The organism is Pseudanabaena cinerea FACHB-1277, assembly GCF_014696345.1.
GTDB classification, from domain to species: domain Bacteria; phylum Cyanobacteriota; class Cyanobacteriia; order Pseudanabaenales; family Pseudanabaenaceae; genus Pseudanabaena; species Pseudanabaena cinerea.
In genome coordinates this window covers 57412-73340 of record NZ_JACJPY010000006.1, presented here as the reverse complement: position 1 = coordinate 73340, position 15929 = coordinate 57412, and the positions used below count along the sequence as shown (strand labels likewise).

Annotated in this window: 19 protein-coding genes and 1 pseudogene; 16 read left to right on the top strand and 4 right to left on the bottom strand. The window is 41.6% G+C overall.

Going from position 1 to position 15929, the window contains the following annotated elements; all coding sequences use genetic code 11:
• The first annotated feature begins 81 nt into the window (after positions 1 to 81).
• The 4 genes from H6F44_RS03535 (at position 82) to H6F44_RS03520 (ending at position 3526) form a co-directional block, all read left to right on the top strand.
• Positions 82 to 339, top strand: coding sequence for a hypothetical protein (locus H6F44_RS03535; protein ID WP_190349545.1), 258 nt, complete (start codon positions 82 to 84; stop codon positions 337 to 339).
• A gap of 4 nt (positions 340 to 343) precedes the next feature.
• Positions 344 to 670 (top strand): type II toxin-antitoxin system RelE family toxin, encoded by a 327-nt coding sequence (locus H6F44_RS03530; protein WP_190349543.1) that lies wholly within the window; start codon positions 344 to 346, stop codon positions 668 to 670.
• Positions 671 to 1072: 402 nt separating this feature from the next.
• Entirely contained in the window at positions 1073 to 1495 is a 423-nt protein-coding gene (locus tag H6F44_RS03525) for a type II toxin-antitoxin system VapC family toxin (protein WP_190349596.1), read from the top strand.
• Positions 1496 to 1711: 216 nt separating this feature from the next.
• A complete protein-coding gene (locus H6F44_RS03520) occupies positions 1712 to 3526 on the top strand; it encodes an ABC transporter ATP-binding protein (protein ID WP_190349541.1) in 1815 nt (604 codons plus the stop codon).
• A gap of 86 nt (positions 3527 to 3612) precedes the next feature.
• On the opposite strand, the gene H6F44_RS03515 is transcribed toward H6F44_RS03520, so the two are convergent.
• Together H6F44_RS03515 and H6F44_RS03510 are read right to left on the bottom strand one after the other, a co-directional pair.
• Positions 3613 to 4581, bottom strand: a complete 969-nt coding sequence (locus H6F44_RS03515) for an aspartate carbamoyltransferase catalytic subunit (protein ID WP_190349539.1) — start codon at positions 4579 to 4581, stop codon at positions 3613 to 3615.
• A 14-nt stretch (positions 4582 to 4595) separates the two neighbouring features.
• Positions 4596 to 4736: a hypothetical protein gene (locus H6F44_RS03510; RefSeq protein ID WP_190349538.1), complete on the bottom strand. Its 141-nt coding sequence runs from the start codon at positions 4734 to 4736 to the stop codon at positions 4596 to 4598.
• Positions 4737 to 4964: 228 nt separating this feature from the next.
• Between H6F44_RS03510 and H6F44_RS03505 the strand changes: the two genes are divergently transcribed.
• From H6F44_RS03505 to H6F44_RS03450, 12 genes and pseudogenes are all read left to right on the top strand, one after another.
• The gene (locus H6F44_RS03505) at positions 4965 to 5666 is read left to right on the top strand and encodes an ABC transporter ATP-binding protein (RefSeq protein ID WP_190349537.1); all 702 of its coding nucleotides are present in this window, start codon (positions 4965 to 4967) and stop codon (positions 5664 to 5666) included.
• Positions 5667 to 6234: 568 nt separating this feature from the next.
• Positions 6235 to 7326: an AI-2E family transporter gene (locus H6F44_RS03500; protein WP_190349535.1), complete on the top strand. Its 1092-nt coding sequence runs from the start codon at positions 6235 to 6237 to the stop codon at positions 7324 to 7326.
• Between the two features lie 156 nt (positions 7327 to 7482).
• A complete protein-coding gene (locus H6F44_RS23895) occupies positions 7483 to 7713 on the top strand; it encodes an ISAzo13-like element transposase-related protein (protein WP_190349533.1) in 231 nt (76 codons plus the stop codon).
• 137 nt (positions 7714 to 7850) lie between these two features.
• The gene (locus tag H6F44_RS03490; protein ID WP_190349532.1) at positions 7851 to 8054 is read left to right on the top strand and encodes a hypothetical protein; all 204 of its coding nucleotides are present in this window, start codon (positions 7851 to 7853) and stop codon (positions 8052 to 8054) included.
• Positions 8055 to 8062: 8 nt separating this feature from the next.
• Entirely contained in the window at positions 8063 to 8512 is a 450-nt protein-coding gene (locus tag H6F44_RS03485) for a DUF29 domain-containing protein (RefSeq protein WP_190349531.1), read from the top strand.
• A 20-nt stretch (positions 8513 to 8532) separates the two neighbouring features.
• Positions 8533 to 8871, top strand: a pseudogene (locus H6F44_RS03480) (DUF1016 N-terminal domain-containing protein); the annotation flags it as partial.
• A gap of 253 nt (positions 8872 to 9124) precedes the next feature.
• Entirely contained in the window at positions 9125 to 9409 is a 285-nt protein-coding gene (locus tag H6F44_RS03475; RefSeq protein WP_190349529.1) for a hypothetical protein, read from the top strand.
• A gap of 79 nt (positions 9410 to 9488) precedes the next feature.
• Positions 9489 to 9743, top strand: a complete 255-nt coding sequence (locus H6F44_RS03470) for a type II toxin-antitoxin system RelN family antitoxin (protein WP_190349528.1) — start codon at positions 9489 to 9491, stop codon at positions 9741 to 9743.
• Positions 9744 to 9774: 31 nt separating this feature from the next.
• Entirely contained in the window at positions 9775 to 10791 is a 1017-nt protein-coding gene (locus H6F44_RS03465; RefSeq protein ID WP_190349527.1) for a PDDEXK nuclease domain-containing protein, read from the top strand.
• 166 nt (positions 10792 to 10957) lie between these two features.
• Positions 10958 to 13366 carry a DEAD/DEAH box helicase family protein gene (locus H6F44_RS03460; RefSeq protein ID WP_190349526.1) on the top strand — a complete coding sequence of 803 codons (2409 nt, stop codon included), beginning with the start codon at positions 10958 to 10960 and terminating at the stop codon, positions 13364 to 13366.
• 42 nt (positions 13367 to 13408) lie between these two features.
• The gene (locus H6F44_RS03455) at positions 13409 to 13804 is read left to right on the top strand and encodes a nucleotidyltransferase substrate binding protein (RefSeq protein ID WP_190349525.1); all 396 of its coding nucleotides are present in this window, start codon (positions 13409 to 13411) and stop codon (positions 13802 to 13804) included.
• A complete protein-coding gene (locus H6F44_RS03450; RefSeq protein WP_190349523.1) occupies positions 13801 to 14181 on the top strand; it encodes a nucleotidyltransferase domain-containing protein in 381 nt (126 codons plus the stop codon). Before H6F44_RS03455 ends, H6F44_RS03450 begins: the two co-directional genes overlap by 4 nt.
• Positions 14182 to 14372: 191 nt before the next feature.
• Here H6F44_RS03450 and H6F44_RS03445 read toward each other — a convergent pair whose 3' ends face one another.
• Together H6F44_RS03445 and H6F44_RS03440 are read right to left on the bottom strand one after the other, a co-directional pair.
• The gene (locus H6F44_RS03445) at positions 14373 to 15155 is read right to left on the bottom strand and encodes a PP2C family serine/threonine-protein phosphatase (protein WP_190349521.1); all 783 of its coding nucleotides are present in this window, start codon (positions 15153 to 15155) and stop codon (positions 14373 to 14375) included.
• Positions 15155 to 15814, bottom strand: a complete 660-nt coding sequence (locus H6F44_RS03440) for a vWA domain-containing protein (RefSeq protein ID WP_190349519.1) — start codon at positions 15812 to 15814, stop codon at positions 15155 to 15157. Before H6F44_RS03440 ends, H6F44_RS03445 begins: the two co-directional genes overlap by 1 nt.
• Positions 15815 to 15929 lie beyond the last annotated feature (115 nt).

Sequence of the window (15929 nt, the reverse complement as noted above, 5' to 3'; positions counted from 1 at the left end):
GACATGGGGCGATCGCCAACATTTTGACCGTGGGCGATCGCTGTCAGGCTAAAATAACAACAAGATAGAAGGATTAAAACTATGCCGATCGCCCAAATTGAAAACCTTATTCGTTACGTCACCAATTCAGAAGGCAAAACAACCGATGTACTTGTCCCCTTAGAACTTTGGCAACAGCTAATCCATTCCTTAAACACCGATAATATTAGTGGATTAGCTTGGATTGACGAACAAGAACCCAAAGAACAAATACTAGCTGACTTACAAGAATCTGTAAGACTTGCAGCAGCAGGACAAACTTTCCCAATATCACAACTTTGGGAAGACGCTACAACATAAACCTATGATTGAAGTTCGCTTTACATTACCATTCATTCGCCGCCTAAAACCACTAACCAAACGTTACCGAAAAATCCAATCTGATATCCAGCCAATTATCGAACAGCTACAAAATGGAAACCTTATCGGTGATCAAATCTCTGGTCTAGACTTCACCATTTTTAAAGTTCGTGCCAAAAATAGCGATATTCCCACAGGAAAAAGCGGCGGTTATCGCGTTATCTATCAAGTGTTTTCACCTGAACTAATCTTGCTCCTACTTATCTATGCAAAATCAGATCAAGCAGACGTGAGTCTAGAAGAGATTGAAGACGCTATTTCTAAGATTTAGCTAATATTGAACACTCACGCGCTAGTCATACGAGAATGTTAATGGAGCAAGAGGCGATCGCCAACATTTTGAACATAGGCGATCGCCAACTTCTACACTCGTAATTTATAACTTTGCTACACTAGAAAAAAATATATAGCTCAATTGCCATGTCTCCCAACAATCAGAGCCAACTCCTAGAAGCGATCAGACAACTTGACGATCAGCAAATTCCTCTCGTACTACAATTCATCTCATCTATCAAGAAAAATTCTACTAGTAGACAAACTGCGTCTCAAACAGTATTAGAACGTATGGGCGGTTATCCTAAGCATTTCCTAGAAGGATCAGGAGATCTATCAGATCGAAGCGTTCGTAAAAAAATAATTGCCGAAAAGATTAGAGCAAAGCATCAGGCAAGACATGAATAGCGATCGCCTAATCTTAATTGACACTGGAATAATCGTTGCATTTTACGATCGCAAGGACAAACATCACCAACAAGCGCTTAACTTTTTCAGTACCTGCACCAGTCAACTTATTACCACAGTCGCCTGTGTGACAGAAGTTCTGTGGCTACTGGCTCCAAACATCAAAGTTCAAAACGAATTTCTATCTGCGTTATTCAAGCAAGCCATTATATGCGAACACTTGCAGCCATCAGACTATCAAAGAATTCAAGAACTTAACACAACCTATCAAGATCTACCCGCAGACTTTACCGATTTATCACTAGTTGCGATCTCTGAAAGACTGAATATTGCGGCGATCGCCACATTAGACAGTGACTTTGATATTTATCGCCGCTATCGCAAACAACCCTTTGAACGAATATTTTTGCCATAGTCTAGAATAAAAACAAGATAGAAGAAACAGAGATATGCCGATATTCTAGACTATACGCCACTAATTCAGAGGGAAAAGCAACCGATGCGCTTGTCCCCTTAGAACTTCTATGATCGAAATTTTCCTTGATTTGGGTCTGAGCGCTTCGCACCGATTTTAATTTTTTCGAGAATTGCTATAACTGAAAGGGCGCATTACATTCATAGGACAAGAACAATGACCGCAAATGTTTGGGATATTGTGCGATATTTTCGCCATTATCGGGTAATGGCATTTTGGAGTTTGCTAGGGGCGATCGCCTTTGAATTGATTGACCTACTTGTGCCATACGCAGTTGGTCAAATCATTAATGTGCTGTCGGGGCGATCGCTCGACTCCGAAACCGCTCACATAGTCACATTGCTATCGAGCATCGTGGGGCAACCCATCAATCCTATTTTTAGCCTGATCGTCCTCAGTATTCTCATTTTTGTGGTCACAGTTATTCGCGCCCCTTTGCAGGTCTGGATTGCCAATAACTTCCATTGGCAGATTGCCCTCAATACGCGCCGCGATCAAACCCAAAAGTCCGTAGCCAAAATCCTAAGCTTACCCCTTGATTTTTATGATGAGAATAATCCTGGACGTATAGCAGGAAGGGTGGCGCGGGGTCTAGATAATCATATGTGGTCTTATCCTGAAATCGCGGGACAGTTTATCCCCAAAATAGCCAGAATTATCGGCATTTTTATGATTATCCTTGCGATTACTTGGTGGATCTCTGCCTTCTTTTTAATTTCATTCCTATTAGTTTTGTTGATGAGTTTGCAGAAGCTCAAAGAACTTACGGAAATAGAAGCAAGGTTAGAAATTTATCAAGAGAATACGGAAAGTCGCACTTCCGAAATTATCACCAATATTAAAACCGTTAAAGCCTTTGCCAATGAAGCGAAGGAATATAAACGCCAAAGCGATCGCCTAGATCGAGAGGCAAAAGTATCCCTATGGGGCATCCACATTGGCTATGTGCGTTTAGGCATGGCAAGGGATACAGTCCTAGAGGCTTGTCAGTTTCTTGTGTTTGGGGCGGCATTATTTGCTACCTTTGGCGGCAAAATGTCGATCGGACATTTCATTACAATTGTCACCCTAGCGAGTATGGCTTACTCCGAGGTCAAACCAATCTGCCTGCTTGCCGAAATATTTGCGCGGCGCTATGCGTCAATGATCCGCTTCCATGAATTTATGAAGCAGCCCATCGGTCAAGATGCCGCCTTAGCTATCACCCATAATCAATATCCCCAATATCATTTCGATGGCAAAGTGGAATTTCGCCATCTCACCTTTGGCTACGATCGCGATCGCCCCGTTCTAGCAGATGTCCAGTTTACAATCAATCCCTATGAAACCGTTGCCCTAGTCGGACGCTCTGGCTCTGGCAAATCCACCCTAGTGAAATTACTATTTCGCTATTTTGAGCCAACTGGCGGTCAGATTCTCATTGATGGGGAAGATATTGCCAGTTTAGACATTACGGGCTATCGCAAGAGGCTGGCGATCGTGCATCAAGAAGTGGATATTTTCAACGGCACATTAATGGACAACCTCACCTATGGCAACCCTAATGCCACCCTTGCCGAGGTCAAAGAGGCTTGTGCGATCGCCAGTGTGGATGATTTTTTGCATCTGCTGCCCAATGGTTACAGCACTATTGTCGGTGAGCGCGGGATGCGGCTATCGGGCGGACAGCGCCAACGCTTGGGCATTGCCAGAGCCTTACTGGTCAATCCTGATATTTTAGTATTTGATGAGGCAACCTCTAGCCTTGATTATGAATCCGAGCGCTCCATTCAATTGGCAATGCGCCGCATTCAAGGCACGCGCACCACGATTATCATCGCCCACCGCCTCAGCACTGTCCGCGAGGCTGACAAAATTGTGGTCATCGATCAGGGCAAAATTGTGGAAATTGGTTCGCATCAACAGTTACTCAATCAAGGCGGCATTTATCAGCGTCTCCACTCTTTGCAAGAATCAGGAGAGCTAATGTAGTCACAGCCTATTCTATTTCCCTAACCATCTTCATATTGGAAAAAGTTATTGGCAAAAGTGGGCTAACTGTGGGTTGTAATCAGCAATTAAATGGCTGTGCCTAACAAATACAATAGGCTCATGCGAATGGCGACACCATTAGTTACTTGCTTATCGATTAGGCTTAGGCGTGGATCATCCATAAGATCTGAGCTAATTTCTACACCACGATTGACAGGTCCAGGATGCAAGACTTGGACATTGGGCGCACATTTACGGAGGCGATCGCGAGTGATGCCGTATTGAGTATGATATTCGCGCAGACTAGGAATGAGAAACTGCCCCATTCTTTCCATTTGCAATCGCAGAGTCATTACAAAGTCGGCATCCTCAAGGGCTGGCTCAAGCTGATGATGCAGATGGACACCATAGGCGGCAAAATCAGCAGGTAGCAAGGTTGGCGGCGCTGCCAAATGCACTTCTGCACCATTGGTAATTAAACTCCAAAGATTCGACCGCGCCACCCTAGAATGCAGAATATCTCCCACGATCGCCACCTTCTTGCCCTTTAAATCGTTGGGCTTCGGATCTTGAGGGTTGAGATACATACATAGGGTCAATAGATCAAGCAATGCTTGCGAAGGATGCTCATGCTTACCATCCCCAGCATTGAGAATCGCTACTTTGCCACTCAAGGCATCCATATCACGGGCGATCGCCAAAGGCACACCTGCCGATTGATGGCGGATCACCATAATATCTGTTCCCATCGCTAAAAACGTTCTTGCCGTATCCAAAATTGTCTCACCTTTGGAAAGGGAAGAAGTCCCTGGGGCAAAGTTGAGGGTGTCAGCAGATAGACGCTTTGCCGCAAGCTCAAAGCTATTGCGGGTACGGGTTGAAGACTCAAAGAACAAATTAGCAACTACCTTACTTTGTAAGGTTGGCACTTTTTTATTCCGCCGTGATAACACCTCCAAAAAACTAAGCGCCGTCTGGATGACTGTTGCATAGTCGTGGGGCTTAAAGTCAGCTAAAGAGATGATATGCCTTCTTTGCCAAGTGATATCAGTCATAGGTGATGTGATAACTAGGCGATAAAGATGATGCCAACTGGTGCAGGTGCAACCATATCATCAGGTAAAAATGCACGAGAACTGACTAAAATTAGCGTAAATAGAAATATTGCGAAGATGATTAGGGGAGCGATATATTGACGAAAAAATGCCACGATGTCCAAACCTATAGACTTTCAATATAATATACCAAAATAAGAAATGACTATGCTATTTCTCGTTTTACAGCACTTTGTGATAAAAAGTGATAAGAAGTGATAAAAGATAACAAAAAGTGATAAAAGCCTTGCTAGACTTGGCTTTCAATGCGCGAAAGTATGGCAACATCTTTGTGCATTGCTACTAGATTGCTACTAGGATGAAACCTTGGGAGATGTGGATCGGTGTTAGAAATTAATAATCTCAGTGTTAACTATGGTGGCATTCAGGCTTTACAGGATCTTAATCTACATATAGATGCAGGAGAAATTGTCACCCTCATTGGTGCAAATGGGGCAGGGAAAACAACGACCTTACGAGCAATTTCCCGATTAGTATCGTCACGATCGGGGCAGATTATTTATAAAGGCAAAAATATTACGGATCTTAGACCTGATCAAGTAGTACGGGTTGGGGTTGCCCATAGTCCAGAGGGGCGCAGGGTATTGGCTCGACAAACCGTATTAGATAATCTAGAACTGGGTGCTTTTTTACGCAGCGATCGCTGGGCAGTGAAAGCCGACATTGAAAAGCAATTTCAGATTTTTCCGCGTCTGGGCGATCGGCGCAATCAGTTAGCAGGCACTCTAAGCGGCGGAGAACAACAAATGTTAGCGATCGCCCGTGCGGTCATGAGCCGTCCCCAACTATTGTTGCTGGATGAGCCAAGTTTAGGATTAGCACCGCAAATTGTCCGCGAAATATTGAAAACGATTGTGGCACTCAATCAAAGTGGGGTCACTATTTTATTGGTAGAGCAGAATGCGACCCTTGCGCTGCAAAATGCGGATCGGGGCTATGTGATGGAATCAGGGACGATTACGATTGAGGGCAAGGCATCAGATTTGCTAAGTAATGAGAGAGTGAGACAAGCATACTTGGGATAAACTGGGATAAATTGGGATAAATCACTTAAAAAATTGACACTCTCAGCACTGAAGCGACTGAGATTCCTGAATAGCCTATCACTAAGCTTCAGAGGCATAGTCAAAGTGCCTCTACACATTCAAAACAACTACCTAAAAGGTGCTGCAATCATGCTTACTTTTATTTGTTTTTCGCTTTCGGAGTCCATCACTAAGTCAGTACGATACGCTCTGCAATCTGCCATTATTAGCTCTTTTTGTGTTGCCTCTCTATAGGCGTACTAAGTAGCAGGGATCTCTCCTTAACTAGAATGCTTCACCGCGTAGATAGTTATTCTTACTCACTCTTTGATTATACCAGAAAAAGGCTAAAGGCAATAAATTGCCTCGCTCGTTTCCCTCTCAGCGCTAAAGCACTGAGTTTCCCACTTACCGTATTATTTTTATGATAGTGCAAATGACAATGCAGTCATACTTTTTTAGTATCCGTGTTTGTACCATAAGGAAGAAATTTTTATAAATTTGTGGTTAATCTAACACTTTTAACGCACAATTTTAGATGGATACCTAGCGCACCATATTGTTTCGTATGATTGAGACTCTTAATAAGCTGCCTCGTTGGTTTTCTCTGGGGCTGACTTTCCCATTAATTTTTCTCAATGGCTGGTTGCTACTGTTACTATGCCGAGAATTACAGCCTTTGATCAGTATCCTAATTACGGCAACGGTGATTTCCTTCCTGCTCGACTATCCCATTCGTTTTTTAACAAAACTGGGACTAAAACGGGGTATTGCCGCAGGTTTGGTAATTCTCGTGTTTTTTATGCTACTCAGCACCTTGGCAATTTTCCTTGTGCCATTAATTTTATCGCAGGCAAATGAACTGCTAGTGCGTTTACCTGAATGGATCAAGTCAGGACAGCAACAACTACAAACCTTGCAGACTTGGGCGATCGCTGAGCAGTTACCGATCGACTTTAGCGGTACTTTCAACCAGCTAATCGAAAAATTGACTGGAGTTTTGCGAACAGTCACCAGTCAGCTATTTGGTTTTGTATTTGGTGCGATCGGTAGCATTGTTAATGTATTCCTGACCTTTGTATTTTCAATTTTCTTGGTTTTGCGTGGTAGTTTTCTTTGGAATGGTTTATTAAGTTGGTTGCCACCAAAATGGAATGATCAAGTTAGGAGGCTATTACCGCGCAATTTCGAGAGATTTATTGTAGGACAAGTCACTCTCGCAACAATTTTAGGTGTGGCACAAACTACTGCCATGCTAATTTTGGGTATTCCCCTAGCACAGCTTTTTGGATTTGGTATTGGTTTAGCCAGCTTGATCCCCCTTGGTGGCGCAACTACAATTATCACAGTTAGCTTATTATTGGCTTTACAAAATTTTTGGCTAGGAGTGAAGGTTCTTTTAGTGGCTGTTGCCGTGATTCAGGTTGTCGAGAATGTTTTGGGTCCACGCATTGTTGGTGAGTTGACAGGTCTGAATCCAGTGTGGATGTTAGTTTCTTTGGATATTGGCTTTAAACTCAATGGCGTTTTGGGTTTGTTGGTCGCTGTACCAATCTCAGGATTTATCAAGGGTACTGTTGACACGATGCGAGGCGTAAATCTTGCTCCCGATTCCCCAACTCCTGCAATGCCGCCCACTGAGCCACCTCAAGAAGTATAAGTTGTAATGTTCGCGTTATCAAACTGCGAGCGCCTTTCAACACCTCAACATCGCGATCGTACAGAGGGCTCTTCTGGGTTCATGGGGATAAGCACAACTGATAGTAGCCAGAAGTCTCTCCGAGCAATAGTTAGAGACTAATAACGCCGCCAAATATTGTATCGTCTCTATACAGTTTACACCTCAAACCCAGAAGACCCTCATCAATCACAATCAGTTGAATTTGCTTGCGACAGTATCAGGGAATGGTGGCAACAATTAGGGCAGTTTTATTATGGCTTTGCTATATCTATCTTGCTTTTATGTGATGGCGGAGGAAGCAATAGCTCAAACTACTACATTTTTAAGGAGGATCTACAGAAATTGGCGGGTTTGTCCATCGCATAGGAAGCATACTTAAATGTGGGTATAGGCGATCGCTCATCACACCACTTTTTAGTCAAATATTAGATTGGTGCTTGCTACTTATTAAATTGAGTGATTTCGTTGGCGGCGATCGCTGAGTATTATGGAAGTTTGCAGTAATGGTTAAGAAGGTCAAGCAGCCCAAACAGGCTAGAGAAGTTCCATCACCCAGTAAGCAACCTCGAATAGCAGTAGATCCTAATAGTTATTATCAGAAAAGCCCTAGTTGGCGAGTTGCGAAGATGGAGTTTGTCGATCCTTTTGGTTGGCATATTCTAGATAAAAGTTGTAGTATAGTATTTGGGTTAGTATTTAGTATGTAGAGGCGAAAATGACAGAGTTACTTACACCTCAATCTCTCTATGACCAAGATATTTTGCTTTGGGTCGAAGATACCATCGCTAAGCTGAAAGCCCATGATTTTGCAAATTTGGATTTAGAAAATTTAATTGAGGAGATAGATACTTTGGGTAAAAGTCAGCGTAATGCGATCAGAAGTCTGTTAAGAAGATTGATTGAGCATTTACTGAAACGCTGTTATGTTCCATTACCCGAATGTTATGTTGGCTGGCAAAAAGAAATAAGAGCTTTTCGTAACGACATTAAAGATATTTTGGAAGATGCACCAAGCTTAAAAAATCAAATTGTAGAGATCTTGCCTAAGGTCTTTGAGACGGCTCTTGCTTCGATGAGGGAAGAATATCCCCAAGTAAATTTTCCTAGTTCTTGGCTTGAAAATTGCGATGTTAACGACATCCTAAATCGTAACTTTTGGGCGTAACTTTTGGGAAGTCTAAAGATATGGCAATTGAAGTTACAGAAGATTATCGAAGTTTGTTAGTGGCGGTGAAGCATCGGATTCGTGCTGCTCAGTATGAGGCTTTAAAGGCGGTTAATCGAGAGTTAATGGCGCTTTATTGGGATATTGGTGAGTTAATCTTTACTCGTCAAGAGATCGCTGGTTGGGGTAAGTCAGTGGTGGAACAATTAGCTCAGGATTTGCAGGTTGAGTTTCATGGTATGGCTGGGTTTTCGGCGCGAAATATTTGGAATATGCGAAATTTTTATGTCACTTACCGCACGAATGAAAAACTGCAACCAATGGTTGCAGAAATTGGCTGGACTCATAATCTGGTGATCGGGGTTGCCACTTATCAAATTGTGTCGTCTTTGCCGTTGGAGTTGCAGGGACAGTTGCCTGCTCCTGAGCAGGTGGCTAGGTTGTTGGGGGGAATGTAGGGTGATATTTCTGGATGCGAAGAAACAAAATCACAATGTTTCGGTGGGTGATTTAGTCAAAGAGGCTCAAGATCGTCTTTTTGAGATTTTTTCGGAGCAGTTGGATGGTGTAGTATTATGAAAGCTTGTAGTAGTAATAGATGAGGAAATAACTATGACTCTCACTCTTGACCTTCCACCAAATTTAGAAAGCTCGTTATTTCAAGCAGCTAATCAGCAAAGTCTTACTGTTGAAGAGTTTGTGATTCAAATGTTGACATCTGCTTTTATGCAGAAAGAGAGGCAAAAGAAAGCTGTAAGTTTATTAGAGTCTTGGTTAAGTGATGCTGATATTGAAGAACAAAAAACAACAGGTGCGTACTTGATTGAGGCTTTGGATCAAGATAGGTTATCCGATCGCTTGTTATTTCCTGATGAAATGAAAGGTAAGTCTTGGTGAAAAGGTCTGTATCTAACTGACTAGGCTATATTAGATTTACAGTATATTTTTATTTCTCATTATTAGTGAGGTTATCTAAATGAGAGCAGTGGAAGCTACAGGGACAATTGATCGCCAAGGGCATTTATTGTTGGATCATCCTTTTGACGTGGATATATCTGGGCGTGTCCGTGTGATTGTGTTGTTTTCTGAACCAGTTCAGGAGTTGGAAGATGATCCTGATGATACGCCTATTGAAGAGGTGAAGGCGAGTTTGAAACGGGCTTTTCAGCAAGCTAAGGCAGGTCAAACTAGACCAATTTCTGAAATGTGGGACGGAATCGATGCTGAGTGATAATCCTTTAGTGTTGTAACAATCTAAAGATATGGCAATTGAAGTTACAGAAGATTATCGAAGTTTGTTAGTGGCGGTGAAGCATCGGATTCGTGCTGCTCAGTATGAGGCTTTAAAGGCGGTTAATCGAGAGTTAATGGCGTTTTATTGGGATATTGGTGAGTTAATCGTTACTCGTCAAGAGATCGCTGGTTGGGGTAAGGCAGTAGTGGAACAATTAGCTCAGGATTTGCAGGTTGAGTTTCATGGTATGGCTGGGTTTTCGGCGCGGAATATTTGGAATATGCGAAATTTTTATGTCACTTACCGCACGAATGAAAAACTGCAACCATTGGTTGCAGAAATTGGCTGGACTCATAATCTGGTGATCTTGGAGAAGTGTAAAGACGATTTGCAGAGAGAGTTTTACATTCGCATGACTCAAAAATTTGGCTGGACAAAAAATGTGTTAATTCACCAAATCGAGAACAAAATTTACGAAAAGACTTTGCTAAATCAAACAAATTTTGATCGCACTTTGTCAGAGGAGATGCGCGATCGCGCTAAGCTTGCGATTAAGGATGCATATACATTTGATTTTCTGGAATTAGCGGATGAACATAGCGAACGCGAACTTGAGAAAGCGATTTTGACAAGGGTGGAACCATTTTTGCGAGAGATGGGTGGGATGTTTACTTTTGTGGGTAGTCAATATCGTCTGGAGATTAGTGATGAGGAGTATTTTATTGATTTGTTGTTGTATCACCGTGGGCTGAAGTGTTTGGTGGCGGTTGAGTTAAAGATTGGGAAGTTTTTGCCTGAATATGTGGGGAAGATGCAGTTCTATTTGGCGGCTCTGGACGATCGCGTGAGGTTGGAGGGTGAGAATGCGGCGATTGGAATTATTCTTTGTAAGTCAAAGGATCGGACGATTGTGGAGTATGCGCTACGGCAGTCGAATCAGGCGATCGGGATTGCCACTTATCAAATTGTGTCGTCTTTGCCGTTGGAGTTGCAGGGACAGTTGCCTGCTCCAGAGCAGGTGGCTAGGTTGTTGGGGGGAATGTAGGAGTTTTATTTTGATGAGAATATTGGGTATGCGATGACATTAGCGCTGCCGAGATTTTAAATATTTTATCTCCTATTGCTGATGAATGTATGACACTAAGGATAGTAGTGTGATACTATTGCAAGAATCCAAGGCAAGTTAAAAAATAACTAAGTTTAACTAAAAGATGCAAACTTCACAAGTTGAAAAATCGGGAACGATAAGAGTCAGTAGAGGTGAGAATCCACGAGACTTATACGAGCATCAAAACCAAGCTATTCAAGCGCTTGACAAAAAAAATTCAGCGCCATTCAAGGGGTTGTTGGTTTTGCCTACGGGTGGCGGTAAGACTTTGACCGCAGTTCACTGGATGCTTAAAAATTTTATCGATAAGGGACAAAAAGTTCTGTGGATTGCTCATCGTCACGAATTACTCAATCAAGCTCTTGATACTGTAAAAAACAGTGCCTACTCCTCAACAGTTCAGAATGTCAAACAGTTTAGGTATCGTATTATCTCTGGACATCCTAAACACGATATTCCAGCCAATATTAAATCTACTGATGACATCATTATTGCGAGTAAAGATAGTCTGAACAGTGGCTTAATTTATCTGTTAGAAAATTGGGTTAATCATGCTGAGTCAATTCTATTAGTGATCGATGAAGCTCACCACGCATCTGCGAAGACCTATCGCAAATTAATTGAGAGTATTGAAAAAAACTTTACAGATCGGAAAAAAAGTAAGAATTTTAAGATGTTGGGTTTAACCGCTACTCCTTTCCGAACTGAAGAAGGCGAGGCGGGGCTTTTAAAAAAGGTGTTTCCAGATGACATCATATTTGCTGAACATTTAAGAACGCTAATCAATAGAGGTATTCTTGCTGAGCCAATCTTTGAAAGCTTAGAAACACAATTGAATTTTTATCATGAGTTATCTGATAACGATATCAAATCAATTGAGGGATTCGATAAAATCCCAAGGGATGTTGCTGAAAAAATTGCGATGTCAAATGTTCGTAATAGACAAATTGTCGATCATTACATCAACAATAGAGATAAATACAAACCTCTGCTAGTTTTTGCAATTGATGTAGTTCACGCAGTTACGCTAGACGGAGTTTTTAGAAGTAGAGGGATTAAATCTGATTTTGTAGTCTCTAGTATTCAAAGTGCAGGAACTGGTGCTACTATTTCTCCTCAAGAAAATGGCAAAAAAATACAGCAATTTAAGGATGGTAAACTTGAAGTATTGATTAATGTTGAAATGTTGACGGAGGGGACAGATTTACCAAATGTCCAAACAGTCTTCTTGACTCGCCCCACTACTTCCACGATTTTAATGACTCAAATGATCGGCAGGGCTTTGCGTGGGACTAAGGCGGGAGGTACTGACAAAGCTTATGTTGTAACATTTATCGATGATTGGGAAAATAAAATCAATTGGGTAAATCCTGAAAAACTGCATATTGAAGAAGATGCCGAATTTATTGATCGAGACAAAGAGACAGCTAAGAAAATAGCTCGATTGATATCGATTGACAAAATCGAAGAATTTGCCAAAATCATGGATAGTTCAATAGATACAACTGACCTAGAAAAATTAGATTTTCTCAAGCGTATTCCTATTGGTATTTATAGATTTTCAATTCTTGAACCTTGTGAATCAGGAGAATCTGTCCCTCGAAATTATGACGTGCTTCTATACGATGAAACAGAAGAAGCTTACGATAATTTTATCAACGATTTAGAGGCTATATTCAAACTGATTGATGCAGATGATCGGGAAGTATTATCAGAGGGTGAACTTGAATATTTATTAAATATTATTAAAGATAAATATCTCCCAAATGCTCAATCACTTCTTGCATACAGGGATGACGATGTAATTAATATTCTCCGATTTTATGCTCAAAAGCAAATTAGACCAGAATTTTTAGCTTTTAGTGAAAGAAGAAAATGTAATTTAGCGATCGTTGCTAAACATATTTATGACAACGATTTGGGAGATAGAGCTACAGATGCTTATATTGATTCACTTTGGAATGATGAGAAATTATTTTGGCAAGTTCTTTTTGGTTCCAAGCTAAACTTTGTAAAGCAGTTAGATATTGAAAGATATAAATTTAAAGGATATTATGGCAACCAAATCTCAGTACTTCCAGTATTAGTTCCCGATGATGTACCACTCGAAGATCTTACTTTAAATGAAATTAAAGAAAGAGATCCTTTCGAGTACAGAAAAATCAAAGATGCTGTATTTGCCAAAGCTACAAAAAATGGATTCATTTCATGTGCTGTAAGTAAATTCAAAAGCAAAATCCGTAATGACTTTCAGATTGACCACATTAAACCGATGTCTCAAGGTGGTAAAACAGTGCTAAACAATCTTCAAGTTCTGTCACGAAAAGCTCATGTAGAGAAAACAACACTGGAGAATAAGAACAAATTGCTCAAAACTATGACAAGTAGCATTTCTTGCCCAAGATGTAATCATATCAATGCTATTGATAGTTCTACAAAGTCTACTACGTGTAACAGATGTGGATGCTTCATCAACGTTACTGCGAGACAAAGTGAAATTAAATTTAATTGATCAAACAGAATTAAATATTAAAGAACTCATCAAAGACTTTATATGCAAAATGACATTCGTTGGAAGCAACGCTTTTATAACTATCAAAAAGCAATCGTTCAGCTTACCAAATTTATCGAAAAAGGTGAACTAAACGAACTAGAAGAACAAGGAATAATTAAAGCCTTCGAGTACACCTACGAACTTGCATGGAATGTGATTAAAGACTACTACGAAGAACAAGGAGAAGTTAGCATCCAAGGCAGTCGAGATGCCTTACGGTTAGCCTTTCAACGTGGCTTAATTACCGATGGCGACAACTGGATGAAGATGATCAAAAGTAGAATTGCCTCAGTACATACCTATAATCTCGAAGTAGCCCAACAAATCAATCAAGACATTCATGATATCTACTTTCAGCTATTTATCGAACTAAAAGAAAAAATGGAAACCCTATGAATCAGTTTGGACTAAAACCCGAAGTAATTATCCAGATCAATCAGATTTTTGCTGAATATCCCGAAATTAGCAAAGTAATTCTCTATGGTTCTCGCGCCAAGGGTAATTATAAAAATGGATCTGACATTGATTTAACCTTGATTAGCGATCGCCTCAACCATCGGCAACTACTCCAAATCCAAAACCAAATCGATGACCTACTTTTACCCTATTCCATAGATCTATCAATCTTTAGCTCCATCGATAATTTACACCTAATCGAACATATTAATAGAGTAGGAATTACTTTCTATGAGAGAACAATCCCAGAGTCAACTATATCTCCCAAAATTTCGCCACTTCCTTTCATAACACCAAACGCAGGACGTTTGTTTTGAATTGGTTGAGGTTCAACATCAATAGACAAATCGCGTGATTTTTGCAAAGACTGAGCGATCGCACTAATTAATTCAAGGCGATCGCTTGTCGATAGTTTATAAGACTGTTCTTTGAGTTCTTGCAACAGCATGAGAGTAACCTCGATCATTCATTATGAATATTTTAGTACAAGTGCTTAGGTAGAATCACTCTAAGCCAATGCAGCCAGCAGCAAAGTCAAATCGTCATCAGTGCGATCGCAAACCCTAGGCGATCGCAAAAATCCAGTTAACTCCTGATGCGCCGCATCTAAATCCTTCGCCTCAGCAATGAACTTAAATAGCGGTGCAAAAAATGGCGCATGAGCTACACCTTGAGGCATTTGCAGAGCCAGCATTTGCAACCCATCGGAAAACATCGCTAACTGAGCAGGTTTCCCTTCCCATAGACAAATTTGAGCAGAATCAATGCCATTAGGTGAAGTTAAAAAGGTAGCTAAATCTAGGGATTCTTCAATCGGAGGACTTGTCAAGGCGATCGCCGTTCCTTTCTGATTAGCAACCACAATCGCTCCATCGCCCACCTGAATCGCCGCCACAAGATCAGGAGTCGCTACCGCAAGTAACAAAGTCGTTGATAGCTCCCGCACATTCACTTGACGCGATTCTGCCTCTTCTTGAATAGCCACTAAAGCATCTTCTAAACCACCGTTAAGCAGCACTTTCCATCCTTCATCACGATCAGGAACTGATGAATCCGCAATTTTAGAAGCAATTCCCTTCACCGCCGTTTGCACCGCCAGCAAAGATCCCACTTCCGAAAGCGAGACAGATCCCGCCCCATCCGCAACAGCCGCAACTAAGATGCGATCGCCTACGACTTGCCAAAAATGAGCATCCTGACAGGGCAAATCTCGCTTTTGATGACTAGTTCCTTCCAGAGAAACCGCTACCACTGACCATTGAGAAGAATCTAGACTATGATCGATACTCATTAGACTGTCCCCCAACCTGGCGGCGCTAATGGAACCTGCTCATCGGGTTTAGAATGGGAAACTCGCTGCATACTTGCCGACAGCCACACAAACATCTCGCGGAAACTTAATCCTTTTAATTTGATAGGCGATCGCACAGACATCGTTTGCAACTGATTCATATCCGCACCTTCCACACCCACCGCAAAAAAGGCAACCCGTTTATTAGTCTCCTCCTCCTTCACCCGTTGCGCTGCCTGAGTCAACAGATAGGCATCCTCGCCATAGGGCGCACCATCAGTAATCAAAAACACCCAAGGGCGATAGTAAGTAATGCCATTATCCTTATACTCACGCTTACGCGCTTGCAACAAATCAAGGGCTTTATTAATACCCGCAGCCGTATAAGTCAAACCCTGCGCTGTCAAAGTTGGTGCTTGAAAATGTTCAGCCGTAGCAAACTCATGCTCCACGCGCACCGTCGTATCAAAAGCAATGATCGCCACTTCCACCCGCTTACTAGCCAAATTATCCTGCAACAGATCATCTCGAAAAGTCTGTAACCCTGCATTCAGAGCCGCAATCTTTTCCCCACCCATCGATCCAGAAGTGTCTAAAAGCAACACACAAGGGCAACGCGGCTCTGGATTTTCCGCAAACTCGATCGCATCAAGAGTCATAGCAATGAAATCAACCTAAAGTATTTATAATTAAACCATATTTAGTTACCGATCACCATCGGATCAAATAAGAGTGCGATCAATAATTCAGACGATTTAAAGGATCAAATAACCG

Coding starts and splice junctions, on each gene's coding strand:
- H6F44_RS03470 (WP_190349528.1), top strand. CDS start 9,489: ATGAGAGCAGTGGAAGCTACAGGGACAATTGATCGCCAAGGGCATTTA.
- H6F44_RS03485 (WP_190349531.1), top strand. CDS start 8,063: ATGACAGAGTTACTTACACCTCAATCTCTCTATGACCAAGATATTTTG.
- H6F44_RS03460 (WP_190349526.1), top strand. CDS start 10,958: ATGCAAACTTCACAAGTTGAAAAATCGGGAACGATAAGAGTCAGTAGA.
- H6F44_RS03520 (WP_190349541.1), top strand. CDS start 1,712: ATGACCGCAAATGTTTGGGATATTGTGCGATATTTTCGCCATTATCGG.
- H6F44_RS03475 (WP_190349529.1), top strand. CDS start 9,125: ATGACTCTCACTCTTGACCTTCCACCAAATTTAGAAAGCTCGTTATTT.
- H6F44_RS03500 (WP_190349535.1), top strand. CDS start 6,235: ATGATTGAGACTCTTAATAAGCTGCCTCGTTGGTTTTCTCTGGGGCTG.
- H6F44_RS03465 (WP_190349527.1), top strand. CDS start 9,775: ATGGCAATTGAAGTTACAGAAGATTATCGAAGTTTGTTAGTGGCGGTG.
- H6F44_RS03490 (WP_190349532.1), top strand. CDS start 7,851: ATGGTTAAGAAGGTCAAGCAGCCCAAACAGGCTAGAGAAGTTCCATCA.
- H6F44_RS03535 (WP_190349545.1), top strand. CDS start 82: ATGCCGATCGCCCAAATTGAAAACCTTATTCGTTACGTCACCAATTCA.
- H6F44_RS03530 (WP_190349543.1), top strand. CDS start 344: ATGATTGAAGTTCGCTTTACATTACCATTCATTCGCCGCCTAAAACCA.
- H6F44_RS03450 (WP_190349523.1), top strand. CDS start 13,801: ATGAATCAGTTTGGACTAAAACCCGAAGTAATTATCCAGATCAATCAG.
- H6F44_RS03440 (WP_190349519.1), bottom strand. CDS start 15,814: ATGACTCTTGATGCGATCGAGTTTGCGGAAAATCCAGAGCCGCGTTGC.
- H6F44_RS03455 (WP_190349525.1), top strand. CDS start 13,409: ATGCAAAATGACATTCGTTGGAAGCAACGCTTTTATAACTATCAAAAA.
- H6F44_RS03525 (WP_190349596.1), top strand. CDS start 1,073: ATGAATAGCGATCGCCTAATCTTAATTGACACTGGAATAATCGTTGCA.
- H6F44_RS03515 (WP_190349539.1), bottom strand. CDS start 4,581: ATGACTGATATCACTTGGCAAAGAAGGCATATCATCTCTTTAGCTGAC.
- H6F44_RS03445 (WP_190349521.1), bottom strand. CDS start 15,155: ATGAGTATCGATCATAGTCTAGATTCTTCTCAATGGTCAGTGGTAGCG.